Source organism: Exiguobacterium antarcticum DSM 14480 (genome assembly GCF_000685865.1).
In the GTDB taxonomy this organism is placed as follows: Bacteria; Bacillota; Bacilli; order Exiguobacteriales; family Exiguobacteriaceae; genus Exiguobacterium_A; species Exiguobacterium_A antarcticum.
This window is the reverse complement of record NZ_JMKS01000003.1, coordinates 1756343-1781328: the sequence shown is the minus strand read 5'-3', so window position 1 is coordinate 1781328 and position 24986 is coordinate 1756343. Positions and strand designations below refer to the sequence as shown.

Below are 24986 nucleotides of genomic sequence, written 5' to 3'. Positions count from 1 at the left end.
TCGACCGTCAGGTCGGATAACTCAGGAATCCTCCACCTCTAAGTGAAGCGTAGGTGGAGGTAGTTCAAATCAGATCGTTTGACTCATGACGAATTGTTTTAACTCCCGTTGCTTCCAACCAGCTTGACGCAAATCTTTCCACACTTGTTGATTGGTCGACTGCAACTGATAACGGGTTCCCGTCAAACGGCGTGTCGCTTCCGTCGCGATTCGTGCCACTTCTTCTTCTTCCGTTACAATCGCAAAAATCGACTCATGGGCGGTCGCAATGAACGCTCCGTCGAGTTCAAAATACTGTGCTTGCGCCTGCTTCATTACCGTCTGATCTTGTTGCCAGATGTATTCCCCTTGCTGTATGTAGCGTCGCTCAAATGCAACAGCATCAATCTCGATAAGCGGCTCCGTCTGGTCGGGTTCTTCCCGAAGAAAATAGCCGAGTTCGTCGACTGTGCGGTAACCAAATTTCTGATAGAGCGAAATGGCCGGCTCATTTCCCTGAATGACTTCAAGCATCAGACAGTCGACGTTCAAGGACTTGGCATAACTCAGTTGCGCTTCATATAAGGCTTTGGCGATTCCAAGCCGCCGGTACTGCGGATCGACTCCCAGTCCCCCACAACGCATGACTGTCTTTTTCTTGATTGTCTTCAGTCCGTTTAACCAAATCGCGACCGGTCGTTCGCCGTGGTAGGCGATAAAGGAATGCTCGAGCTGATTGCCATCGCGTTTTAAAATCCGTTCTTGAAACACCTCGAGCGAAAGCCCCAGTGGAATCATATAGTCGCTGAACCCTTCCTTCATCACTAAAAATGCCGTTTCTGTATCAGGTGCCCGTTTAATATGAATCATTTCGGATCGCCCCTTTCTTTACAATCGTTCGCCTTTTTGCTTGTTCATTCCTGCAAAAAAACAAACAAAAAAAGCCATCCAGAAACGTGCCTGGATGGCTAAATCTCATTGGTGCAATTTTGAGCGTGTTCTTCCGTACAGGAAGTAAACAGCAAGTCCAATTCCTGTCCAGATAAAGAACGCGATCCATGTGAACAGCTGTAAGTTCACCATCAACATGATACACGCAAGCACAGAAAGAATCGGTAAAAACGGCACGAACGGTACTTTGAACGCCCGTTTCAAATCCGGACGTGTTCTCCGGAGGATGATGACAGCAATCGAAATCAACGCAAAGGCAGCGAGTGTCCCAATGTTGATCAATTCCGCGAGCGTACCGAGCGGAACGAATCCAGCGATCAAACCAGACGTCGTACCAAGAATCCATGTCGCTTTCACAGGTGTATGGGATTTCTCATTTACGTCCGAGAAGATTTTTGGCAGTAACCCGTCACGACTCATCGCGAACAACAGACGAACAAGACCAAACGTCATGACGAGCGACTTTTAATGCGAGTGAAACCGGGCTGTCGACGCCTTCAAATTGTTTGAACGGGACGATTCCGACCATGATGGCCGATACGACGACATACAAAACGGTGACGATTGCAAGCGATCCTAAGATCCCGATCGGTAAGTTACGGCCTGGATCCTTCACTTCTTCTGCTGCTGATGTGACGGCGTCAAAACCAAGGTAGGCGAAGAAAGCGATTGCTGACGCCTGCAAGACACCACTGATACCGAACGGTGCGAATGGTGTGTAGTTACCAGGTTCGACGTACCAGATCCCGACGACGATGAATAAGATGACGACGGCGACTTTGACGAGGACCATGATATTGTTGACTCGTTTTGTTTCCTTGATTCCCATCGACAGTAAAAACGTGATGACCATCAAAATCAAGAAGGCCGGTAAGTTAAAGAATGTTTCACTGCCGGGTACAGCACCCGGTGCAGCCGTCAACATCGTCGGTAACCCAATGCCGAAGCCGGATAACAACGATTGGAAGTAACCGGACCAGCCTGTTGCGACCGCACTCGACGCTAAACCATATTCCAAAATGAGACACCAACCGATAATCCAGGCAACGAGTTCTCCGATTGTCGCATACGTGTAGGTGTAGACACTACCTGACACAGGAATCATCGATGAAAATTCTGCATAACAGAGGGCGGCTAATGCACAGACAATAGCAGAAATAATAAAGGCGACCGGTAAAGCAGGTCCTGCATACAACGCCCCTGTTCCAGTTAAGACGAAAATCCCCGTCCCGATAATAGCACCAATACCGAGTAAGACCAGATCAAAACCCGATAAATGCCGTGCCAGCTTGGAATGACTTTTTTGATCCATCATGACACTGACATCTTTTTTGCGAAGCAAACTCATAAAACACCCTCCGAACTTTCTCTTTTTTCTGAATATTCAAATCATTTTCCAGTTGACTTTCTTATCATAACAAACGATGTCAGCTTTTATAAGCATAACTTTCTGTGTTTTTTCACAAATTGGTCAAACCAGTTTTGTCGTTTTTCTACAATACAGCTATGCGGCACAGCAGATAAGCAAAAAAACTCCTTCGCCGGAACAGCGAAGGAGTCAGTTGATTTACGGACGGTCGTTCGGATGATCCAGATTCGGACCACGGTTCGTGTCCGGATCGATCGGGTAATCGTCCTGTTGTGCTAAATCATTTTCAGGAAGTGCACCCTTTGGCGTACCATGTGTCGGGTTCACATTCGTTGATGATGATTTAGAAGCTTGTGGTGCTTGATCTGGTGTCACATCATCTGCTGCTTTTGACGCTGCACCTTTAGCTGCTTCTTTTAAGCTTGGCTTCGTCGAAGCAGACGGTGTGTTGTTTGTTGGCAGGTTTGATGTGTCGATGTCTGTGTTTTCGGCTTTTTTCTGTAAACGATTGAGGTAACGTGAAGCGTTATCACGACCACCTAAACCAAATGCAAGTCCGAAAGCCAGTGCAACCGCACCAAGGATCAAGATGAACGCTGAATTGACGATTGTAGCTGCCACACCAAGTTGATCAAGTGCCATGAAGACAGCAAGAGCAAGAATGGCGTATTTCGCGACGCTCGACAGAACTTTTAAATCTGAGTTGGCGAACAGGCTGTCCATCGTACGTTTCACCAAGTTACTGATGATGATACCGATGGCCAAGATGATGATCGCAGTCAAGACACTCGGAAGGAAGGCAAGAACAGCACGACCCAGGTCAACCATGAACTCAAGACCAATCAAGTTGAAGGCTTCGACGACGAACAAGACGACGATGACGATCTCAACAAGTGATCCAACGATTGATGATGGTGATGTCGATGCATTGTTTGCATCCCAGCTACCGACTTTCAAGTGACGCGTCAAGTTGTTAAATCCGAGGCGCGACAAGAGGTCAGCAACGAATTTTTTAACAAAACGACCGATATAGAGACCCACAAGGATCAAGACAACACCGATGATGATGTTTGGAATCATACCAAGGACATCATTCAACATATTGATGGCTGGTCCTGTGATTCCTTTGATGTTGAGCTGATCAAGTGCCGAAATCGTGATCGGAATTAAGATCAAGATGAAGACGACTGTACCAAGGATTGAAGAAAGTGATTTTGTGTCTTTTGGTTCGTTTGTACCAATGTTGAAGCGTGAAGCAAATTTGTCTGTTCCGACAGCATGCAGGAAGTTCGTCACGATGTCGCGAACGATTTTCGCAACAAGGAATCCGACGAAGAAGATAGCTGCTGCAGCGATCAGACGTGGGATGAATCCAAGGAACGACGATAGTAACTGACTGAACGGTTCCGAAACACTTTCGATGTTAAGGGCACCGAGTACACCCGGCAAGAACAGTAACAACACAAGATAGAAGACGATTTCGCCTGCAATCTTCGGATAGTTAGACAGATCCGTTTGACCTTGAAGCATTTTGTTCGAACGGATTTTTTCGTTCGACATCAACTTCGTTCCACCTTTGACGATGACCATGCGGAGAACAACCGCGATGACGTAAGCAAGAAGAAGAATCAAGGCTGCTTGCAAGATGTTCGGGATTGCCGCGAGCAAGGTGCTCATCGTAGCCGCGAGTGGTCCTGCAATGATGTTAAGGTTCAAGATGTTGAAGACTAAGATTAAGACGAACACCATCAAGAGCCAGAAGATGACAGTCCCGATAATTTTTTCCGGTGTCCACTTTTTCTTTTGTGGTGGCGTACCTTCTTTTTGTGGTGACAACTTGTTGACGACACCAGATTTTTCCAATGCCTTTTGAATGCCGTTTGCGATCAGTTTCGCAATCAGCCATCCGATAAGGAATACGATAAGTGCTCCTAAAATGTTACCGAGAGTCCCAAGGATCCCGTTTACGTCAAATGACGTACTGTTCCAAAAGTTGTTCATCCTGCCACGCTCCTTCATTTCTAAATAAATTAATATATTTCCGACACTTCTTTAATTTCCCCGGCTTAAGGAATTATTAAACCACTTTTAACCTGAAAGTGGGATTTTGTGAATAGTATTTAAAAAAATGGATGATTCTATTAAGAACCATCCATTGGAAAAAAATTATGCTTTTTAGTATGTCACTGTCACGATTCCGTTAAGGCTTGTTGGTTGAGGACCGTTTGAACCGCCGCATATCCACCATCGATATTGATGACATCCTTAATCCCAAGTGCTTGCAGCACACTGACTGCCATCCGTGAACGAACACCGGACGCACAATGCACCGCGACGGGACGATCGGTCGGAATCTCTTCGTAACGTGATGCCAGTTTCCCGAGCAGAATCCGTTCGGCTTTTTCATAATGTCCGCCGTCCCATTCCGTTTTGTTCCGGACATCCAGGACAAAGACGTCACCTGCTTCTGCCGCTCCTACTGCTTTTTCTGCACTACAGTCCGGATACCGTTCCGTCAATTGTTCATTCGGTAAACCTGCGACATCGATCAGTGTCACAAAACGATCGAGACCAACCGATTGGAGATCCGTCTGGATCGTCTGAAGTTGATTCGGTTCCGCAATCACAGCAATCTCATGATCAAAATCGAGTAACCATCCCGCCCACGTGACGAACTTCGAGTTGTAAGGAATGTTGATCGTCCCCGGGATATGACCCGCTGCAAACGATTTTCCGTTACGTGTATCGACGACTTGCATCGTTTTGACCAATTCGTTTACTTCTGTAGCGTCTGCGACACGTGGTGAAGAAAGTGTCGTCGTCACGGCAATCCCTTCTTTGTTGACGCGTTTCATCGTCGCAAAGTAATTGGGTGGTTCAGGCTGATCCGTCGTTAATTCTTTAACGAATGCGACTTCGTCCTCCATCTGCAACGCCCAGTTCGTCCGTTTTTCATAACCGACTGTCGTCGTCGGAATCGCACCAAGTGCTTTCCCACAAGCACTGCCGGCACCGTGCCCCGGCCAGACTTGGACGAAATCCGGCAACGCTTTGAATCGTTTCAACGACTCGAACATCTGCTTCGCTCCGACGGCTGTCGTCCCTTGAAGACCTGCTGCTTCTTCAAGTAAATCCGGACGTCCGATATCACCGACGAAAACGAAATCTCCCGTAAAGATCCCCATCGGTACCGTCTGGCTGCGATCATATAACAAAAATGAGATGTGTTCCGGTGTATGACCCGGTGTATGCATGACTTCAAACGTCACGTTTCCGATTTTAAAACGGTCGCCGTCCGTCACGAGTTTCGCTTCGATGTCCGAAGCAAATCCGTACTTCCAGTCGGCGTCCCCTTCGTCAGACAGATAGGCCGTCGTATCGAATCGTTCGGCAAACTCGCGGGAACCGGAGACGAAATCAGCATGGATATGTGTTTCTGCCGTCGCGACGATGTGTAATCCTTCTTTTGCCGCTTCTTTGAGATACCCTTCGATATTACGGGAGGGATCAATGACAATTGCCTCGCCCGTCATCTGACAGCCGACCATATAAGAAGCTTGTGCTAACTTTTCATCATAGAAATAACGTAATAACATGGTAGTTCCCCCTTAAAAGTAATCAGAATGTGTTATTCAGTGATGTCGCCCTGCCAACTCATCATGCCGCCATCCACGTTCGTCACATCGAAGCCGGCCTGCTCCAGATACATTGATGCATTCATGCTCCGTCCACCGGATAAGCAGATGACATGAAGCGGTCGTGTTGCCTCCAATTCATGGGTCCGTTCTGTCAGTTCGGATAACGGAAGATTTTTCGCCTGCTTGATATGACCTGCTGCATATTCATCCGTTTCGCGGACATCGATTAATTGAGTGGTTGGATTTTGCTCTAATGTTTGTTCTAACTCGTTTGCCGTAATATTTTTCATCTTGTTTGCTCCTTTGCTAAATAAGTTCCTGCCAACAATATACCCCTACAGGTATACTAAGACAAGAAAAAAGATTGTACAAAAAAAGACAGCACCCTGGTTGGGTACTGCCACAAGCTGTCGCTTAAATGCTCATCTACAATCTAAATTCTTTGATTCACTCGACTCCTACAGGGAAAAGCGCAGGTACCTGCGCTGTCAGAGACGGACAAGCCATTTCCGCGTCCACTTCCCCTGAATCGGTTTTCCTTAGACCACTTCTTTTTCTGAGAACTGACTGTTGTAGAGATCCGCATAAAAGCCGTTTGCTTTGAGTAATGCTTCATGTGTCCCTTGTTCAATGACACGGCCTTGATCCATGACCAAAATCAAATCCGCATCCTTGATCGTCGACAGACGGTGGGCGATGACAAAACTTGTCCGTCCTTCCATCAACCGTTTCATCGCTTTTTGAATGAAGATTTCCGTCCGCGTATCGACGCTTGACGTCGCTTCATCGAGAATCATGATCGGTGGGTCGGCGAGGACCGCCCGGGCAATCGTCAACAACTGTTTTTGTCCTTGTGAGATATTCGACGCTTCTTCGTTCAAGACCGTATCGTATCCGTCCGGTAACGTCCGGATGAAGTGGTCGGCGTGGGCCGTTTTTGCCGCTTCAATGATTTCATCTTCCGTCGCCCCGATTTTCCCGTAGGCGAGATTGTCACGAATCGTTCCGTTAAAGAGCCACGTATCTTGGAGCACCATCCCGAACGTCGTCCGTAAATCTTCCCGTGACATCTTCCGTGTATCGATCCCGTCAATCCGGATGACACCCCGATTGAGTTCATAGAACCGCATCAACAGGTTGATCAACGTCGTTTTCCCGGCACCGGTCGGACCAACGATCGCCACCGTTTGACCCGGTTTGACGTCGATATTCATATCTTCGATCAACAACTGTTCGCTGTAACCGAAGTCGACGTGTTCAAAGGCAACCGCTCCGTCGGCTTTCGTCAACTGATGGGTCGTGACTTCTTTGATTTCCTCTTCTTCATCCAACAGTTCAAAAACCCGTTCTGCTGCCGCGACCGTCGACTGGACGATGTTGGCGATGTTTGCCGTCTGGGTGATCGGTTGCGTGAACTGGCGGGTATAGGTGATGAACGCTTGAATGTCCCCAATCGAGATGCTGCGCTGGGTGACCAGAATCCCCCCGACGACACTGATCAAGACATAACTGATATTCCCGATGAACATCATCATCGGCATGATGATCCCGGAGATGAACTGGGCTTTTCGCCCCGCTTCATATAATTCGTCATTGACGGCATCAAATTGTTCAACCGCTTTTCGTTCATGACCAAACGCTTTGACGACCGGATGACCGGTATACATCTCTTCGACGTGCCCGTTTAATTGTCCGAGTGTCCGTTGTTGATCGGCAAAGTACTTTTGTGACCGTTTTAAGATCGGACGAATGGCAAAAATCGAGAGCGGTAACGAGACAAGTGAGATCAATGTCAAGATCGGACTGATCGTCAACATCATGATCAAGATCCCGACAATCGTCACGATCGAGGTGATGAAGGATGTCACACTTTGTTGCAACGTACTGCCGATCGTATCGATGTCATTCGTGACACGACTGAGCGTCTCGCCGTTTGGACGCCCGTCATAATACTTCAGCGGTAAACGTTCGAGTTTCTGATTGACGTCTTCGCGTAAATCATAGACCGTTTTCTGGGCGACACTCGACATGATGTATTGCTGAATGTAACTGAACAGGCTGCTGATGACGTACAGTCCGGCGAGTAATAACAGAATCTGCCCGATTTTCGTAAAGTCGATCTCTGCTCCCGGAACTCCTTGGAACTTCGCGTACGCCCCTTCGAACAGTTCCGTGATGGCCGTTCCCATGATTTTCGGTCCGGCAATCATGAAGACCGTACTGAGAATCGCAGCGATGAAGACAGCAATCAAGGCCGTCCGGCGTGGCTTCAGATAACCGAGCAACCGGCGGAACGTCGCTTTGAAGTTTTTCGGTTTTTCGCCCATCATCATCATGTTCCCGCCGCCGGGACCACCACCTGGTCCACCTGGAGGGCCGCCGGCAGGACGTTTTGTTGTACTTGTACTCATGCGATCTCCTCCTCTGACAGTTGGGATTTGACGATTTCTTGATAGACGTCGTTTGTTTCATACAGTTCGTCATGCGTTCCGATTCCGGCAATGCGTCCTTCTTCAAGGACGATGATTTGATCGGCATCCATGACCGTACTGACACGTTGTGCAACGATCAAGACCGTTGCCTCACCCGTTTCCTGCTTCAAGGCTTTGCGTAACGTCGCGTCCGTCTTGAAATCAAGTGCTGAGAAACTGTCGTCAAAGACATAGATGTCGGGTTTGCGGACAAGTGCCCGAGCGATTGACAACCGTTGTTTTTGACCACCGGAGACGTTGGATCCGCCTTGTTCAAGGATCGAGTCATACTGATTTGGCATCCGTTCAATGAAATCCGTCGCTTGGGCGACACGCGCTGCATGTCGAATTTCTTCGTCCGTCGCATCCTCTTTCCCGAAGCGGATGTTGTCCGCGATCGTTCCCGTGAACAACAGCGCTTTTTGCGGCACAAAGCCGATCTTTGAGCGTAATTCCTCTTGCGGGACAGCCTGGCTGTCGACACCGTTGACTTGAATACTGCCGTTCGTCACGTCATAAAACCGGGGAATCAAGTTGACGAGCGTCGATTTCCCGGAGCCGGTTCCGCCAATCACGGCCGTCGTTTCACCCGGTCGAGCCGTAAAACTGATATCGGATAAGACCGGAGCTTCCGCGCCCGGATAACTGAACGTCACATGATCAAAGACAAGGGTTCCACGTTCGCGGTCGGCAGAAGCTGTTCCGGCATCGACCATCGTCGGTTCCATCTCCAACACTTCATTGATCCGTTTCGCCGAGACGGCAGCACGGGGAATCATGACGAACATGACCGATGCCATGACGAGGGCAAACATGATTTGCATGACATATTGAATGAACGCCATCAAATCCCCGATCTGCATCCCGCCGTTGTTGATCCGGATTCCACCGAACCAAATGACACCAACAACCGTCAAGTTCATCACAAGCATCATGACCGGCATCAAAAAGGCCATGATTTTATTGACTTTGATCGAGACGTCCGTCAAGTCGGCATTCGCTTTCGTTAACCGAACCTTTTCTTCCGATTCACGATTAAAAGCCCGGATGACACGAATCCCGGTCAGATTTTCCCGTAAAACCAAATTCAAGCGGTCGAGTCGTTTTTGGACTTGTCCGAACAGCGGAACCCCTTTCCAGAGGATCAACAAGATCGATACGACCAAAACTGGCATCGCGGCGACGATGACGAGTGACAGTTTGGCGTCTTTCGAGACGGCCATGATCAAACCCCCGACGAACATGATCGGCGCACTGACGACCATACGCAACATCATGATGACGACTTGCTGGACTTGCGTGATATCGTTCGTCGTCCGGGTAATCAAAGACGCCGTTCCGACTTGATCAAACTCTTGTAACGTAAACCGTTCGACGTGGTTAAAGACTTTCCGGCGGATGTCGCGCCCAAGTCCCATCGCCGCCTTTGAGGAATAATAGCTGGCAGTAATCGCGGCGAGTGCACCGAGCCCGGTAATCCCCAGCATGACCGCTCCGATTTTCCAAATGTACGCCGTATCGCCCGTCACAACACCGTTATCGATGATGTCCGCCATCAAGGTCGGTAAATACAAATCGGACATCGATTGGGCGAAGACGAGAATCAAGACGGCGAAGACGGCCCATTTATAGGTCGTCAGATTTTTGAGTAACTTAATCATCTGCACAGCCTCCGTTTCCTGGTGACAAGATGTCTTTTAATCCGTCTGCAATTTGTTCGTGCGTCTTGAGCATCTGTTCAAAGGCAGCCGGGTCAATCTGATCGAGGACCTGTTCGAGCCGTTGTTGCATCCCCGCCTCCTGCCGCTTGATCGCATCGACGAACTGCCGTCCGTGATCACTTAAATTCAAGACGACCTCGCGCCGGTTGTCCGGATTCGTTTCCCGGATCACCCAGCCTGATTGAACAAGCCCTTCAATCGATTGACTGAGCGTACTTTTCGGTAAATGCGTATGTGCGGCAAGTTCCTTTTGGGTAATCGGGCTTCTTGGCGCAATCGTCATCAAGCTGTGAAATTGCGGTAAACTCAGTCCATTTTCCTGTGCCGTCTGATGGGCTGCCCGAACGAGATGCCGCTGGACATTCCAAAAAGATTGCATCATTGCCGTCGAACGGACCGGCTCACGTTGTTCCGTTTCCATCCTTCCACCTCCATGTTCCATTTTGAATCGTTCCATATCGAACGATTATCTATATAAATTAAATTACGCCGATTAATTCCCAATGTCAATCAATAAACAATGTGAAAATGCACATATTCATCATCGAGCGATTGGTCGTTTCAAGTATCATGAAGTATCTTCAAAATCAAGGGAATTGTCAGGAAGGAGAAACTGAGTTGCTACATAGGATGGGATTATATGAAGAACCTTTTCAGTCAATCGTTGTCAAAAAAAGTGGTCGAAATCCGCTTGAATGATCAAAAGCAACAAGCTGTCCAAGTCCATGACTTGTGAAAGGCAACCTATACGATATACTCAAGAGAATCAGAGAAACAAGTTGGCGCACTGGCATTAACGATCGAACGGAATTTTTAAACGGAAGGAGCGGATCACCATCATTGCAACCATTAAACGTTTCATTGATCAGCAATATGCACATCCTACAGGACGGTTTGGCACATACATCGGGGAAAAAATGGTGAGGCAACATCAACCGGAGACTGAGTGGACCGTAAATCTGCTGAACGTCCAAAAAGAGGACACCATTCTAGAACTCGGCTGCGGGGCAGGTTATGCCATCGAACGACTTGTCCATCAATCATTAGCGAAACAGATTGTTGGTGTCGATTCTTCTTCAACCATGATTCGTTCCGCACAAATCAGAAATAAACAGGCCATTCGGTCGAATCAAGTCAATATCGTATACGGCGACCTAAACAAATTAGCTTTTCCAAACGAGCAGTTCGACAAAGTATTTACTATACACACGCTCTATTTTTGGGAAAACATCTCCGGTACCTTAGCAACTCTCTACCATGCCTTAAAACCGGGCGGTCATTTTGTCATCACGTTCTGTGACAGTAAAAATGATGTCATTTGGACCGGTGTGAGAGACTTAGTCCAGGTCGAACTCCTTCCTGCGGCAAAAAAACATGGATTTTCCGATGTTATCTTTGTCGAAGGTCCTGTTTCAAGACAATTCCATACTGTTGCAGTGATGGGATATAAACCCCTGAATTAAAAAAGAACGATCGTCAGAAGACGATCGTTCTTTTTATCTGCTTCATTCCGGCTCGACATGGACATGAATGTCGTAGACGCCGTACTCATCGGTCAACGTATCCTCGACCTTCGTCGCGATATCGTGCGCTTGATGGACATTCAGTTGCGAATTGACGAGAATCACGACATCGACGACTTCATTGTTGCCGTAATTTCGGCCTTTGATCGATTTAATCCCTTTGACGCCGTCAAGATCATAAATCACATCTTCATACATTTTGAGTTTGTGTTCATCAAAGCCGTCCGACAGTTCATGAGACGCTTCCGAGAAGATATCCCACGCGGTCTTACAGATCAAGAACCCGACGATGATCGCCGTCACGATATCGAGCCACGGCATCCCGAACTGGGAACCGACGATTCCGACTGTCGTCCCGATACTGACCCAGGCATCGGACAAGTTATCCTTAGCGGCCGCCATGACCGCCTTGCTGTCAATTTTCCGTGACAGGTTCCGGTTGTAACGGTAGACGAAGTACATCACGATGGCAGAACCAATCCCGACATAGGCCGCGACGATGTCAGGCGACTCCTGTTTGCCTTCGAATAACGTCGAGATCGTATCAATCAATACTTGGAGACCAACTGCCATCATAATGAAGGAAGCGACCATCGAAGCAATCGTCTCACTTTTCCAGTGCCCGTATTTATGATCATCGTCTGCCGGACGTCTTGAGATCCGTAATCCGATTAAGACGGCAATCGATGCAATGATGTCTGTCGTATTGTTCAAACCATCCGCTCGTAAAGCCGCTGAATCCGCCGTGTAGCCGACAATTAATTTAACAATTGATAACACAATATAGGCAATGATGCTAATAATCGCACCACGCTCACCAAGCTTTAAATTATCATATTTTTGTTGATCCATTTTTGTCGCCCCCACTCGCTCTGTCGATTAGCAAACCTCATCGTAACAGGTTGAAATCAAGTGGGTCTATAGAAATCATTTTGCTTAAAACTAGTTAATTAATAAAAGACCAATAGTTTTTCCTGAGGGCAATTCATCTTTTGTTGTTGCATGGTGCTTCTTGTGCAATTTGCGCATACTGAACGCTGTTTCACTCTACAACATTTTTGCAGAAACTGGATATCCTTCAATCATAATTCGTGCATCTTGCCCTTGGAATCAGTACACTGAAACTACACACATTAACAGGGGGAACTAACACATGAGTAACTACATTAAAAGTGAAGATACGTTTAAAGAATTGATCGCAAGCGACACACCGGTCATCATCAAGTTCGAAGCCGACTGGTGCCCGGACTGCAAACGGATGGACTACTTCATGCCGGACGTCGAAGCACAATTCAGCGAACTGCCGATCTATACGATCGACAAAGATGAATTCCCGGAAATCGCATCGGACAACGTCGTCATGGGGATTCCAAGCCTGCTCGTCTTCCAAAACAACGAGAAACTGGGTCACTTGCACAGTGCCAACGCAAAAACACCGGACGAAGTCACAGACTTCCTCAAGAAAAACTTCAACTAAACAGACGAAGACCCGCTTTCCGAAAAATCGGAAGCGGGTCTTTTTTTAACGTTCGCAGGCGATGCCGTCTTTGTCACGGTCACTTTTTGTATTAAGGTTATACGTCGCTAAGCTGACATAAGCTTTGTATTTTGTCTCTTTGTAGATGGCTTTGCCGTTTTTGTCGTAGCCGGTCCGGTTTTTGAGTCCCGCCTTCTTCGAAACTCCACCCTTGTACGTTTTCTGCATCTCCGTACAGTTTTTGAATGCCTTGGCTTTCGTCGCCGCGTGACTTTCAGCTGATGTCACACTGATCAATGAGAGACTAAGTACACCTGTCATGATGAGTTTTACTGCTTTGTTCATGTCAATTCTTCCTCAATTCTGAAATTCCAAATTTTAGTGATAATTTGATTATAGAGTATTTTATTAGAAAATGCTTTTTTATTTTTGACATTTATTTATTAACTTTGTCTTACTTACCTGTTTATATTTCCTATTGTTATTTTTAAAATTCCATTCCCATTTTTTAATAATATGTTATATTTTGGCTCATCACCATAAGGTGTGGTTGACACATAAAATCCATCGGATTTTAAATCGAACATAGAAAAAAAGCGAAAACCCCGGTATCGTAATTGTTGTCTAGACAAACCACGATTGGAGTTTTCGCCTTGTCCCAACAGTTTATCAAATTAATTCTTCCGCTTCCAGCCCTTTTTCAAATCCAGATGTCGTCCGATGAAGAACCGCACGTATTTCCTGTCATTCCTGATACACATGAAATCCCTTGTCCGCTATGCGAAAAAAAGACCATCCTGCATTCGAAAAAACGTCGTCGTTTTCGACACGGTCATGCGTGGGGAGTCGGTGCCTTGTGGATCGAACTGGATGTCCCACGTCAAAGATGCCTCTCTTGTGATTTGACGTTCGTATATGACTACGGTCTCGGACTCGTCCGTACTTCTACCGAAGTGTTCCGAAAAGGCATCACAGAACGGTGCCATGGCCGGACAATTTCAGATGTTGCGCATGAATATGAACTTCCTTATACGACTGTGGAACGGTGGTTTTATCAGTACGCTTCAGTGGATACAGTGGGACAGGCGACACACATCCTCGTCGATGAGTTCGCCACGAGAAAAGGACACCACTATGCGACGATCGTTCTTGATGCCAAGACTGGACGTCTTCTGTCTATCGTCCCGGGCCGGGACGTATCGGCGATTACGGCTGCGCTTCAAGGTGTACTGGGAGATGTTCGTTCTGTCGTCAGTGATTTTGCACCTGCGATGGCGAAGGCAACTACTCGTGTCTTCCCGAATGCAGCGCATGTGCTGGATCGTTTTCATCTCATCCAGTTCTTTACGGATGCTCTTCGCCGCCGGCGTCGTTTTTTGAACGAGGCAAGACGCCATCATCATGTTCGTGTGATTGATCGTGCTCTCGCTTGTCGTCCGGAAGCATTGGCTCTTGAAGATCGAGAGGTCGCCCATTCTTGTATTCTAGAAGACTCGTTTACCCGGGATCTTTATCAAGGACTCCAACATATTCGATATGTGTTGAAAGCAACGTGCGACGGGCAGGCATGCCGAAGACTGAAAGACTGGCTGGAACGTTATCAATTTCATCCATGCGGACCTCTTGCGAAAATCGCGAAAGCGATTCGTGGCCGTGAAGAAGCGATGCGTCAAACCATTGTATCGACACTATCGAATGGGAAAATGGAAGGGACGAACAATAAGATTAAGCTCATTAAACGTCGTGGTTATGGCTACCGAAACCTCGAACGATTCTTTTTGAGATTGCGCCTTGAGCTTGGTCGTTAAAATAGCAACCACGTGTTATGGTGATGAGCCTATATTTTACATAATAAAATATAAAAGGAGTGAAATAAAATGAAGAATAGAGTTTTTCTCGTAATAATAGGAATATTAACAATGCTTCTTACTGTCTTACTGTTAATAGGGTCTATTGCCACTACTTCAGTTTTCTCCGGTATTTTATTTCTGGTCAGCCTATTTTTTGCTTATCAATTCTTTCAAAAAATACGCAATAAAAAGTTTGTTGTGAAACGACCATTACTTTGGATGATACTTACTACACTAATTGCCATATTCGTTTTAGGATATGAATTACCTGATACGGATTTTGCTGAAACTAATGCGCCGAATACCTTGTCAAAATCTGTTGCTCCGGCGAAAATTCAAAAAACCGATGAACCGGACCAAGATGTAGATAAAGTAACGACTGAGCAAGAAGACGAGGATAAGGCGAAGACCGATGCTAAAGCAAAAGCCGATGCTAAATCAAAAGCCGATGATAAAGCGAAAGCTGATGCCAAAGCGAAAGCTGATGCCAAAGCGAAAGCTGATGCCAAAGCGAAAGCTGATGCCAAAGCGAAAGCTGATGCCAAAGCGAAAGCTGATGCCAAAGCGAAAGCTGATGCCAAAGCGAAAGCTGATGCCAAAGCGAAAGCTGATGCCAAAGCGAAAGCTGATGCTAAAGCGAAAGCTGATGCTAAAGCGAAAGCTGATGCCAAAGCGAAAGCTGATGCCAAAGCGAAAGCTGATGCCAAAGCGAAAGCTGATGCCAAAGCGAAAGCTGATGCCAAAGCGAAAGCTGATGCCAAAGCGAAAGCTGATGCCAAAGCGAAAGCTGATGCCAAAGCGAAAGCTGATGCCAAAGCGAAAGCTGATGCTAAAGCGAAAGCTGATGCTAAAGCGAAAGCTGATGCCAAAGCGAAAGCTGATGCCAAAGCGAAAGCTGATGCCAAAGCGAAAGCTGATGCCAAAGCGAAAGCTGATGCCAAAGCGAAAGCTGATGCTAAAGCGAAAGCTGATGCTAAAGCGAAAGCTGATGCCAAAGCGAAAGCTGATGCCAAAGCGAAAGCTGATGCCAAAGCGAAAGCTGATGCCAAAGCGAAAGCTGATGCCAAAGCGAAAGCTGATGCCAAAGCGAAAGCTGATGCCAAAGCGAAAGCTGATGCCAAAGCGAAAGCTGATGCCAAAGCGAAAGCTGATGCTAAAGCGAAAGCTGATGCTAAAGCGAAAGCTGATGCCAAAGCGAAAGCTGATGCCAAAGCGAAAGCTGATGCCAAAGCGAAAGCTGATGCCAAAGCGAAAGCTGATGCCAAAGCGAAAGCTGATGCCAAAGCGAAAGCTGATGCCAAAGCGAAAGCTGATGCCAAAGCGAAAGCTGATGCCAAAGCGAAAGCTGATGCCAAAGCGAAAGCTGATGCTAAAGCAAAGAAAGATGCTTCTTTTGCAAACTGTACAGAATTGACACAGGTCTATCCGAACGGTGTTCCTTCAACGCATCCTGCTTATCAATCGAAGATGGATCGGGATAAAGATAACTTCGCTTGTGAACGATAACCGATTTTATATGTGTATTTCGCAAAAAATCTTTATGAGAAGACAACTCGGTGAGTTAAAACCATTTTGTCTTCTTGGTAAAGATTTTTTTACGGAATACAAAAAAAGAAGCAATCTAAATGAACTGCTCCTGATATGCTCCCACAAAAGTAGACAGTTGAAATAACAAAACTGTCTACTTTTGAAGGGAGCTTTTTCTATGGCCACATCTAAATTTTTGCTTGATGAAAAAATACACATCATACAGATGTACGATAACGGAACATATACGTTAAAGGAGATTGCGTCGCTCTTCGAGCTTTCACTCGATACGTTGAATACTTGGCGAAGACGATACCGTCACGGTGGTGCCTCAGCTCTAAGTAATAGAACGGGATGGACACGCTATTCAGAAGAACTGAAAACACAGGCCGTACGCGCAGTGCTAGACCGTGAGGAATCACTCAGGAGTGCCACGCTAAGATTCGGCATCTCGAGTAAGAGCGTGCTTCAAAGATGGATTAGCCAGTATACTGGTCATAGTACTCAAGGGAAACCGTTGAAGGAGCGATTCACTATGACCAAAGCAAGAAAAACAACATTCGAAGAGCGCGTCGAGGCAGTTATGGACTGCATACAGAACGGGAAAGACTATCAACACACCATGAAGACCCATCGGGTCTCGTATCAACAAATCTACAGCTGGGTAAGGAAGTTCGAGAAAGACGGGATAGACGCACTGTTGGACCGCCGGGGACGTCGGAAACCGAAGGAAGAATTGACCGCTGGAGAACGTTTCACTATTGAAATGAAACAACTCGAGAAAGAAAATGAGCGTCTGCGAATGGAGAACGCTTTCCTAAAAAAGTTAGAGGAGATCGAGAGGAGGTCACGTTAAGCCAAGTTCGTAATCGAGATAAATACGAGGCGATCCAGTCATTCGCAGCGCAATTCGGTTATCCCATCGTAGCCTTATGTGACCTTGCGGGTATCTCGCGTGCAGCTTACTATAAATGGTTACATCGTGTACCGACGGTACGGGAGACCGAGAACACACGGATCATCGAAGAGATGTGCCAGATTCACTATTCGGTGAACGGAATTTACGGATACCGCCGAATGACACTGAACCTGAAACGTCGCTTTGGCAGAAACGTCAACTCGAAGCGAATCCGTCGCTTGATGGGCGTTGCCCGAATCTACTGTGTCATCCGTCGAAAGCGTCCCAAATATATGCGCCACCTTCCTCAACAGACGACAGAGAATATCCTGAATCGTGATTTCCATGCGGCGGGACCGAATCAGAAATGGGTAACGGATGTCACGGAACTGAAGTATGGCGCATCCCAAAAGGCGTATCTAAGTGCCATTCTAGACCTGTACGACGGATCCATTCGTTCGTTTGTCATCGGTCATTCGAATAACAATCAACTCGTGTTCGATACGCTTGAACGCGCCCTTCAGGGCGCACCAGAAAGCCAACCACTTCTACATAGCGATCGTGGGTTTCAATATACGTCGCATGCTTTCCGTCGAATGACGAAAGCAGCAGGCATTACACAAAGTATGTCTCGTGTCGGTAAATGCATCGATAATGGTCCGATGGAATCGTTCTGGGGCGCATTGAAGTGTGAGAGTTATTATCTACATAAGTTTGAGGAGTTCGACGAACTCTGTCATGCGATTCAGCAATACATTCGATTCTATAACGAAGAACGATACCAAGAACGACTAAACGGCTTGAGTCCGCTGGAATTCAGGGCTCAAGCCGTTTAAAAGATTTTTATTATTTCGCCTGTCTACTTGACGGGGAGCAGTTCATAATGGCACTCAAATAGGCCTTTTTTCCAACTCCATATTTGAACTCGGTGATATCCGTACACCATTTTTCATCTCGCCTAGAAGCACTAAAATCACGATTCATCAAGTTCTCTGCTGTATGTTGTGGTGTAGATTTCTTATGACCCTTTCGCTTCTGTCGGATGATCGACTTGATGTCATGAATACGCATCAAACGATGGATCCGTTTTTCGTTGTAGACAGGAAGATTATCTTCTCGGCGGCGGCGATTGATTGTCATCGTGATCCGACGGTATCCGTAGATCCCTCTCACTTGATCGTACAGTACTCGGATATCCTCTAGGAGGGTCTGGTTCTCTCGTTCACGCACCGACACGGTGCGGTTCAACCATTTATAATAAGCGGCACGTGAGACCTGTGCGATTTCACAGAGTAACACGATGGATGATGCTTCTTCTATCGCTAGTTCGTAGATGGCGACATATCGTCGTTGTAGCCGAATCTGACTGATTAATTCCTCCTCTCGATCTCCTTCAACTTTTTTAGGAACAGATTTTCAATACGAAGACGTTCGATCTCCCGTTCCATCTGCTGGAGACGACGCGTTAATCGTTCCGCCTCAGTCAGCTCTTCCTCCTGCTTCGTCCGCCCGCGTCGATCTTCGAGCCCCTCCATACCGTCGACATCATATTTTTTCATCCATCCATAGACTTGATGATAGGCGACATCAAATATCACGGATGTCTGTTTGTAGTTTCGTCCGTTTTGGAGACAATATTCGATTATTTCAATCCGTTCCTCTAAAGTTGTCTGTCTGCCTTTTGTCATAGCTTTAACCGCCTCTTTTCTAGAGTCTTTTAATTCGCTATGACTAGTATACTTTTTGATCCATCCATAAAAAACAGATGTGCTACTAATTTGATATTTTGAGAGGACTTCAAGCGCTGTAAACCCGTGTTCGAGATAATCACGGACAGCTGCTTGCTTTAGCTCTTTCGTATAGATTTTCAATGAAGAAGATTCCTCGAAAGAAGCCACTCCACCTGAATGCAACCGTGCCTTCCAACGCTCTAACGTACTCCTAGAGACCCGATGGGTCTTACACACTTCCTGGACCGTATACTTATTGGATGCAAGCATTCGGAGCGCCTCTAATTTTTGTTCAACGGAATGCTTAGTTCTTGTCATAAAAAAGACCCCCCTAATAGAAAAACAGATTGTTTATTTCATCTGTCTACCTATTGGGGAGCATATCAAAACGATCGCTTCCTTCAGTCATTATATTTACTGTTTTGCCAACCGAAACGGATTCCATTTCTCATTCCGTCCTCGAAGACAATACAATGAAATCATCTGCCCGACAAAGAATCGTCACCGACCAGTTCGGGTGAATGCGAAATCCTTGGACAGGACGTGAAGAATCAGGAGAAGAAATAGATGTCGATTCAATCAAATTCAACGTAACAAACTGATCACGAATTCTCCGAATTAACTGTCGCATATAGTTGTAAGAAATCCTTTGTCCCCCTAATTCAGACAAAGCATCCTGTAAAACCGGATATGGTTGAAATGCTTTTTGATTCAGTAACACGAGCGTTAAGAACATATGCAGATTTAATAATTCAGCTGGTTTTCCATCTACCTGCAACGTTTTCCCATCATCCGAACTTCGGAGTAACAGCTCTCCTTTATCCGGACGGATGTCGTAAAACTGTTCTTCATTGATGATCGTTTCATGTCCTGCCGTGATTTTCCGATAATACAGACGATCTAGCATATTCTCTTCTTGGACAAGCATTTCAGCGCGGTAGCGTTCGATGCGTTCTTGATCTATCTCCCCTTCGATTCGAAGTCCCAAATCCTCTAACTCACGCAAGGCCTCCCGTGTAATCGCCATTCCGCAATTAACGAGAAATGTATTCGCTAAAATCAACTGTGTCTCACTCAAGACATCGTTCTCCGTGCCGTCAAGCGCAGTCTTAAAATGATAAACCGCCATTTCATACTGGTGCTCACGGTAAAGAAGATATCCCAGTCGATAATTGGCAATCGGATGATTCTTTTCTATATGTAGTGCCTGTAACAGCCACTTCTTGGCTTGAACAAAGTCCGGTTTTTCCGATAGCTTAAAAAACTCAGCTTGCCGAACAAAATGGTTAAGTTTCATCTTACGTTGGAGTTCCAATTCTTCAGCTGTCCTTCTCGGAAATCTACGCCCAGTTCGTTTTTCTTTGAGATGTTCGGATTGTTCCATGCTTTTCCTCCTATTTTTGACGTGTGACAGCCTGTCACAGCTCCCTTGCTACACTGAAAACAACTTATTCAACAAGGAGCTGTTTTTTATGACAAACGCAGCGATTCTCTTAGCGCGACACGGTCTGAGCCAGGACGACCGGTTCAGCAAAACACATGTGGCCCGTTTGACTCAATCCATTTTACAATATCCGATTAAGGACTGGAGCGATCGCCGGCTGATTGAGTGGATCCAGCAGGTTCCTTTTAAGGATCTGCCCGGGCAAGAAGCGATGGTAAATCCATTGACGGATGACTTGCCGTATCACTCCTTTGATCCCGTCCGTTGGCTGAACACCCTTGGTATCCTGACATTGTCTTGTTGTGACGGACATGCCCGCGGTCAAGCTTCAATCGTCCTCCAGCAAGCACCTTCTTTGGAGCAATGGCAACTGCTTCAACTTGCCTTGCCACACCAGATGACGATGCAACTGATTCATCTGACGTTGCAGCTGAACTACCGCAGAAGCGGATTCGCCTCCCTCTTGCTGTTTGCGGAACGTCTCTACCGGTTGACCGCAGATCAACACTACCTTAAGACTTTACGACTGGAACGGTTTAAACATCGTTTGCTGACATGGCTCGATATCCCGGGTGTCAGCAAACGGGAGCGATTAGTCGCAATGCATCTCCGCAATCATTTGAGATCAAGCACGGATTTCCTCTATACCGACAAACGGGGAAATGTCCTGGCGACCATTACATGTGGCGTCGGTCCGACCATCCTGCTGTCCGCTCATATGGATACGGTCGAACTGATTGAGGAAGGTCGGGTCATTCTCGAAAACGGCACGACCCTCCGCAGTTCCAGCGGCATCCTTGGAGCTGACGATCGTGCCGGGATCACAACCATTCTGGAAGTGCTTGACCGCGTCCGGAACACAAACTTCTCCGGTACGCTGAAACTCGCCTTCACGGTACAAGAAGAGATCGGGTGCCGGGGTGCCGAGGGGATCGATTCCGCTTTCCTCAAGGATGTGGATGCCGCCATCGTTGTCGACCGCCGCGGAACACGCGATATTGTCACGGCCTGTCGGAATCAAATACCGTTCTGTACATCAGAGTTTGGTCAGCTGTTCGAGGAAGCAGGACGTCTCGCCGGAATGCCCGATTGGCAGACGACGACAAACGGCGGATCAAGCGACACGAACGTATTTGCCGGCTTCGGAATTCCTTCCGTCAATCTGTCGGTCGGCTATAGACACGAACATACGGAGCACGAAACAGTCGATTACGCAGCGACGTTCGAGACTGTCGCCTTGATTGAATCGGTTCTCCACCATCAGCTCATTCCGCTTCGTTCTTAAACTTCATACACCGCTTCGGCATGAAAAAGCGCGCCAAGGCGCGCTGTCAGAAGAAAACGATGGTTTAGGAAAATCCACTTGTCAGTACCGCAGTCGCTTTGCTTCGAGTTTTTTATACCGGACACTTATACCAATCGCCAGCAGGATGTAAGCAAACCCGGCAAACATCGCAAACTGTCCGTATGGAGCATCAAACCATGTATTAAAGCCAAACAGCGGGACCGCAAACAGATAATAAAACGGATATTGAATAGCTGATACGATATCAAACCAAAGTTCTCCTAACCAATACCGCTCAAAAAATGTCACTAAATAGACCACGGTGCCGGCAACAAACCCAAAGCTTAGATAGTAGAAGACAAACAAAAGCGTCTTTTCTTCCCGAACAAGAACCACGGAAGCCGTCAAAAAGACCAACCAGATGAATGAGGCCGTGATTTGAAGCAGACCAATCGAACCGTCCGGATAAAGACTCGCCGGCCAGGCATTGATACTGATCGTCGCGAGCAAAAGCACGGCAAACAACGCGACATACTGTTTCGTCGAACGAACCATGATGGTGTTCCTCCTCTAAAATTTCATGGTATACCCTTTCTGCGAATTGGATTTAAATTCCTTTTTTACATGAAAAATAAAAACGTCCAGAATTCTCTTCCCCTTCAACAAGCGAAGAAGTCATTCTGGACGTTTTGTATAAAACAATTTAATTCGTGTTATTTCACTTCTAGCTTCACATCATCAATCGTTACGTTATGCGCGGCAAACGGGGAACCGGCTGCCTTGCCGAGTAAGAACTTCAACCCGGCCGTATCGTCTTGTCCGAGCGTAAAGTCAAACTGATACGTTTTCGCTTCTGTGCCAAGTTCGACGATCTGACTGAAGTAACGTGTATATGAAGCGTTTTCGACGGTGACTTCGAGTGGTCGCGCGACTGTTGACGATGCCTTAAACGTCAGCTGATATGTCTGCCCTTTGACTAACTGTAAGTTTCCTTGCTCCAGCAGGACGCTCCATGGTTCCTGTCCTTCTGATGCGATGGCGAGTTTCGCGGCGTCATTGACCGTTGAGACGACCGCTTGCGCGTCATAATGGACGTACGAACTCCAGAAGTTCAGTCCGTCCGCGAACGAACCGTTTTTGAGCGGTGACCGATCGACTTCGACCGGTGTGATGTCGATCAACTCGACATCATCCAGTGTCACTTCACCTTTTGCCAATCCGAAGTTGAACTGGAGTTGACTGTTCAAATCCGTCGCTTGCGTCATCGTGAACGGAATTTCAACGGTCGTTGTCTGTTTTGTCAACGGCACGTCATGCGTCGGCAAGTAGGCTGTTGTTCCATCCGCATTTGTCGCCTTGACTTGAATCTGTTTGATTCGCTTGCTGTCCGCCTTGAAGCGAAGCACATACTGATGGTTTTCCTGCAACTGGACACCACGTTGCGTCAGCGTCGCCGATTGTCCCTTTTTCATTTGTGCTTTTGTTTTGAATGTAAAGTCACGTGTCACCGGGTCGACCGATCCGGTTCCTTTTGTCTGACCGGCATCAAACTGCCAGTACGTCAGGCGGTCCATCGCGCCTTGGTCAAACGTGCCGTTGTAGATCTGATTGCCGTCCGGTAAAGCAGGTTTGGTTGCCGTTTCATCGATTTCGCCGCGTGGCACTTGTTCGACGCGGACGTTACCAATTTTGACCCCTGCTTTAGCCAGACCGAGGTTGAACTCAAGTCGTGCCGCGAGATCCGTTTCTGCTGCCATATCGAATGTGAACGTATGTCGTTTGACGGTTGGCGTCAAATCGATGACTTCTTCATTCGAATATTTGGTGTAGCCCCGTTCTGCCCCGCCACCGACTTTCGCGACGATCGTCCGTGCTTCTTCACTGCTTGCGTCAAAGCTGACTTCGTAGCGTCCGCCTTGGGCGAGGGAAATCTTTTGAATCAACTGGTGGGCATAGTTTTGCACCCCCGGTTGGTCGATCGTGACGCTGGCGAAACGGGTTCCGTCCTGCTCTGTCACGTCGACCGATCCCTTGCCGCCGAAGTCAGGCAACGTCACATAGTTCCAGTATGTCGGGTCAAGTGTCTGCGCGCCGTCTGTGATCGTCTTAATTGCTTTTTCGTACGCTTGGTCATACACGAGATTGCCGTCTTCTAAAGGTTGTTTTGCCCCGTCCGGTAACGTCACATCTTCATAAACCGGCTCGACCGGTTCGCGGTAGTCACGGTTCTTCAAATCATAGACCCGGACATAATCGACTTCCATCTCAGCCGGGAACTTCGTCGTTTCGTCGACTTCGCCGTCAAACCAGCCGCCGACAGCCAAATTCATCACGAGATAAAAGTTTTGGTCGAAAGGTGCCGGATAACTGTAGTTCGTTGCCGTGTTTTTGCCTTTGCTGTACCAGTCGTTTTGTGTTTGATAGAGGTTGCCGTCGACGTACCAGCGCAGTTCGCCCGGCTCCCACTCGACGGCATACGTATGCCACTGGTCAATCCGTCCGCCGTCCGGGAAATGATAGTCCTTGCCGGTATATTTATTGTTCGGCCAGTTCTCACCGTAGTGGATCGTCCCGGCGACTTTGTCCGGTTGACTGCCCCACGCTTCCATGACATCAATCTCACCGGATGATGCCCAGGCGCCATATTTGTCCTGCTCCGGCAACATCCAGAATGCCGGCCATAAGCCTTTACCGGTCGGCAGTTTCGCTTTGATTTCATAACGGCCGTATGTCTTGCTGAATAAGCCTTTGGTTTTCAATTTAGCTGATGTATAGTCGTACGAACCGAGCGAATCGGTCGTTTTTTCTTCTTTCGCCCGGATGACGAGTTTGCCGTCCCGAATAAAGGAATTATCTTTGTTGTCCGTGTAGTATTGTTTTTCGTTATTCCCCCAGCCCGGACTGATAGCGCTTCCATTTTGATCAACAATCCAGTTCCCGGTATCATATGTCCACTTCGTCCGGTCGAGCTGTTGTTTCGTAAATTCATCCGACCAGACCATCTTCCATTTCGTGTTGTCTTTTTTGTCGGCTTTCTCGGCATGGCCGGTCCCGGCGTATGACAGGACCAGTCCCGTTCCGAGGGCAACTGCGAGCCATTTCTTCATCTGTAATTCCTCCTTT

18 protein-coding genes and 2 pseudogenes are annotated in these 24986 nt (G+C 47.3%); 6 read left to right on the top strand and 14 right to left on the bottom strand.

What is annotated here, in order from left to right; translation table 11 throughout:
- Nucleotides 1–69: 69 nt before the first annotated feature.
- The 8 genes and pseudogenes from P404_RS18045 to P404_RS0110015 all read right to left on the bottom strand — a co-directional run bounded on the left by P404_RS18045 (nt 70) and on the right by P404_RS0110015 (nt 10550).
- Nucleotides 70–849 (bottom strand): GNAT family N-acetyltransferase, encoded by a 780-nt coding sequence (locus P404_RS18045; RefSeq protein ID WP_051590482.1) that lies wholly within the window; start codon nt 847–849, stop codon nt 70–72.
- Nucleotides 850–954: 105 nt separating this feature from the next.
- Nucleotides 955–2278: pseudogene (locus P404_RS17510) on the bottom strand (amino acid permease).
- A 219-nt stretch (nt 2279–2497) separates the two neighbouring features.
- Nucleotides 2498–4300: a mechanosensitive ion channel gene (locus tag P404_RS17505; RefSeq protein WP_014969351.1), complete on the bottom strand. Its 1803-nt coding sequence runs from the start codon at nt 4298–4300 to the stop codon at nt 2498–2500.
- Between the two features lie 188 nt (nt 4301–4488).
- On the bottom strand, nt 4489–5895 hold the full coding sequence (locus tag P404_RS0110035) for an MBL fold metallo-hydrolase (RefSeq protein ID WP_026830664.1): 1407 nt from the start codon (nt 5893–5895) through the stop codon (nt 4489–4491).
- A gap of 32 nt (nt 5896–5927) precedes the next feature.
- A complete protein-coding gene (locus tag P404_RS0110030; protein ID WP_014969349.1) occupies nt 5928–6227 on the bottom strand; it encodes a rhodanese-like domain-containing protein in 300 nt (99 codons plus the stop codon).
- A 249-nt stretch (nt 6228–6476) separates the two neighbouring features.
- The gene (locus tag P404_RS0110025) at nt 6477–8348 is read right to left on the bottom strand and encodes an ABC transporter ATP-binding protein (protein ID WP_026830663.1); all 1872 of its coding nucleotides are present in this window, start codon (nt 8346–8348) and stop codon (nt 6477–6479) included.
- Nucleotides 8345–10069 carry an ABC transporter ATP-binding protein gene (locus P404_RS0110020; RefSeq protein WP_026830662.1) on the bottom strand — a complete coding sequence of 575 codons (1725 nt, stop codon included), beginning with the start codon at nt 10067–10069 and terminating at the stop codon, nt 8345–8347. Before P404_RS0110020 ends, P404_RS0110025 begins: the two co-directional genes overlap by 4 nt.
- Nucleotides 10062–10550 carry a MarR family winged helix-turn-helix transcriptional regulator gene (locus tag P404_RS0110015; protein ID WP_014969346.1) on the bottom strand — a complete coding sequence of 163 codons (489 nt, stop codon included), beginning with the start codon at nt 10548–10550 and terminating at the stop codon, nt 10062–10064. Before P404_RS0110015 ends, P404_RS0110020 begins: the two co-directional genes overlap by 8 nt.
- A 499-nt stretch (nt 10551–11049) precedes the next feature.
- Here P404_RS0110015 and P404_RS0110005 point away from each other — a divergent pair, with 499 nt between their 5' ends.
- The gene (locus P404_RS0110005; protein WP_160166519.1) at nt 11050–11592 is read left to right on the top strand and encodes a class I SAM-dependent methyltransferase; all 543 of its coding nucleotides are present in this window, start codon (nt 11050–11052) and stop codon (nt 11590–11592) included.
- Between the two features lie 42 nt (nt 11593–11634).
- On the opposite strand, the gene P404_RS0110000 is transcribed toward P404_RS0110005, so the two are convergent.
- Nucleotides 11635–12504 carry a cation diffusion facilitator family transporter gene (locus tag P404_RS0110000; protein ID WP_014969343.1) on the bottom strand — a complete coding sequence of 290 codons (870 nt, stop codon included), beginning with the start codon at nt 12502–12504 and terminating at the stop codon, nt 11635–11637.
- A gap of 301 nt (nt 12505–12805) precedes the next feature.
- On the opposite strand from P404_RS0110000, the gene P404_RS0109995 reads away from it, so the two are divergent.
- Nucleotides 12806–13129: a thioredoxin family protein gene (locus P404_RS0109995; protein ID WP_014969342.1), complete on the top strand. Its 324-nt coding sequence runs from the start codon at nt 12806–12808 to the stop codon at nt 13127–13129.
- Nucleotides 13130–13174: 45 nt separating this feature from the next.
- On the opposite strand, the gene P404_RS0109990 is transcribed toward P404_RS0109995, so the two are convergent.
- Entirely contained in the window at nt 13175–13474 is a 300-nt protein-coding gene (locus P404_RS0109990; protein ID WP_014969341.1) for an excalibur calcium-binding domain-containing protein, read from the bottom strand.
- Nucleotides 13475–13782: 308 nt separating this feature from the next.
- Here P404_RS0109990 and P404_RS0109985 point away from each other — a divergent pair, with 308 nt between their 5' ends.
- From P404_RS0109985 to P404_RS18240, 3 genes are all read left to right on the top strand, one after another.
- Nucleotides 13783–14937, top strand: coding sequence for an ISL3 family transposase (locus tag P404_RS0109985; protein WP_034774026.1), 1155 nt, complete (start codon nt 13783–13785; stop codon nt 14935–14937).
- A 69-nt stretch (nt 14938–15006) separates the two neighbouring features.
- Nucleotides 15007–16485, top strand: coding sequence for an excalibur calcium-binding domain-containing protein (locus tag P404_RS19050; RefSeq protein WP_276525057.1), 1479 nt, complete (start codon nt 15007–15009; stop codon nt 16483–16485).
- Between the two features lie 199 nt (nt 16486–16684).
- Nucleotides 16685–18240, top strand: a protein-coding gene (locus P404_RS18240) for an IS3 family transposase (protein WP_236624308.1) whose coding sequence is annotated in 2 segments (ribosomal slippage) — nt 16685–17324 and nt 17324–18240 — 1557 coding nt in all. Because the reading frame shifts where the segments join, the coding sequence is not laid out codon by codon here.
- 40 nt (nt 18241–18280) lie between these two features.
- Here the strand turns inward: P404_RS18240 and P404_RS18790 are convergent.
- Nucleotides 18281–19452 (bottom strand): annotated as a pseudogene (locus tag P404_RS18790) (IS3 family transposase); the annotation flags it as partial.
- Nucleotides 19453–19582: 130 nt separating this feature from the next.
- Nucleotides 19583–20518, bottom strand: a complete 936-nt coding sequence (locus tag P404_RS0109955) for a hypothetical protein (RefSeq protein WP_014969340.1) — start codon at nt 20516–20518, stop codon at nt 19583–19585.
- Between the two features lie 88 nt (nt 20519–20606).
- Between P404_RS0109955 and P404_RS0109950 the strand changes: the two genes are divergently transcribed.
- The gene (locus P404_RS0109950) at nt 20607–21863 is read left to right on the top strand and encodes a M20/M25/M40 family metallo-hydrolase (protein ID WP_026830659.1); all 1257 of its coding nucleotides are present in this window, start codon (nt 20607–20609) and stop codon (nt 21861–21863) included.
- A gap of 81 nt (nt 21864–21944) precedes the next feature.
- Here the strand turns inward: P404_RS0109950 and P404_RS0109945 are convergent, their stop codons facing one another.
- Nucleotides 21945–22418, bottom strand: coding sequence for a hypothetical protein (locus P404_RS0109945; protein WP_026830658.1), 474 nt, complete (start codon nt 22416–22418; stop codon nt 21945–21947).
- 158 nt (nt 22419–22576) lie between these two features.
- Nucleotides 22577–24970 (bottom strand): carbohydrate binding domain-containing protein, encoded by a 2394-nt coding sequence (locus tag P404_RS18230; protein ID WP_081809584.1) that lies wholly within the window; start codon nt 24968–24970, stop codon nt 22577–22579.
- Nucleotides 24971–24986: the final 16 nt, after the last annotated feature.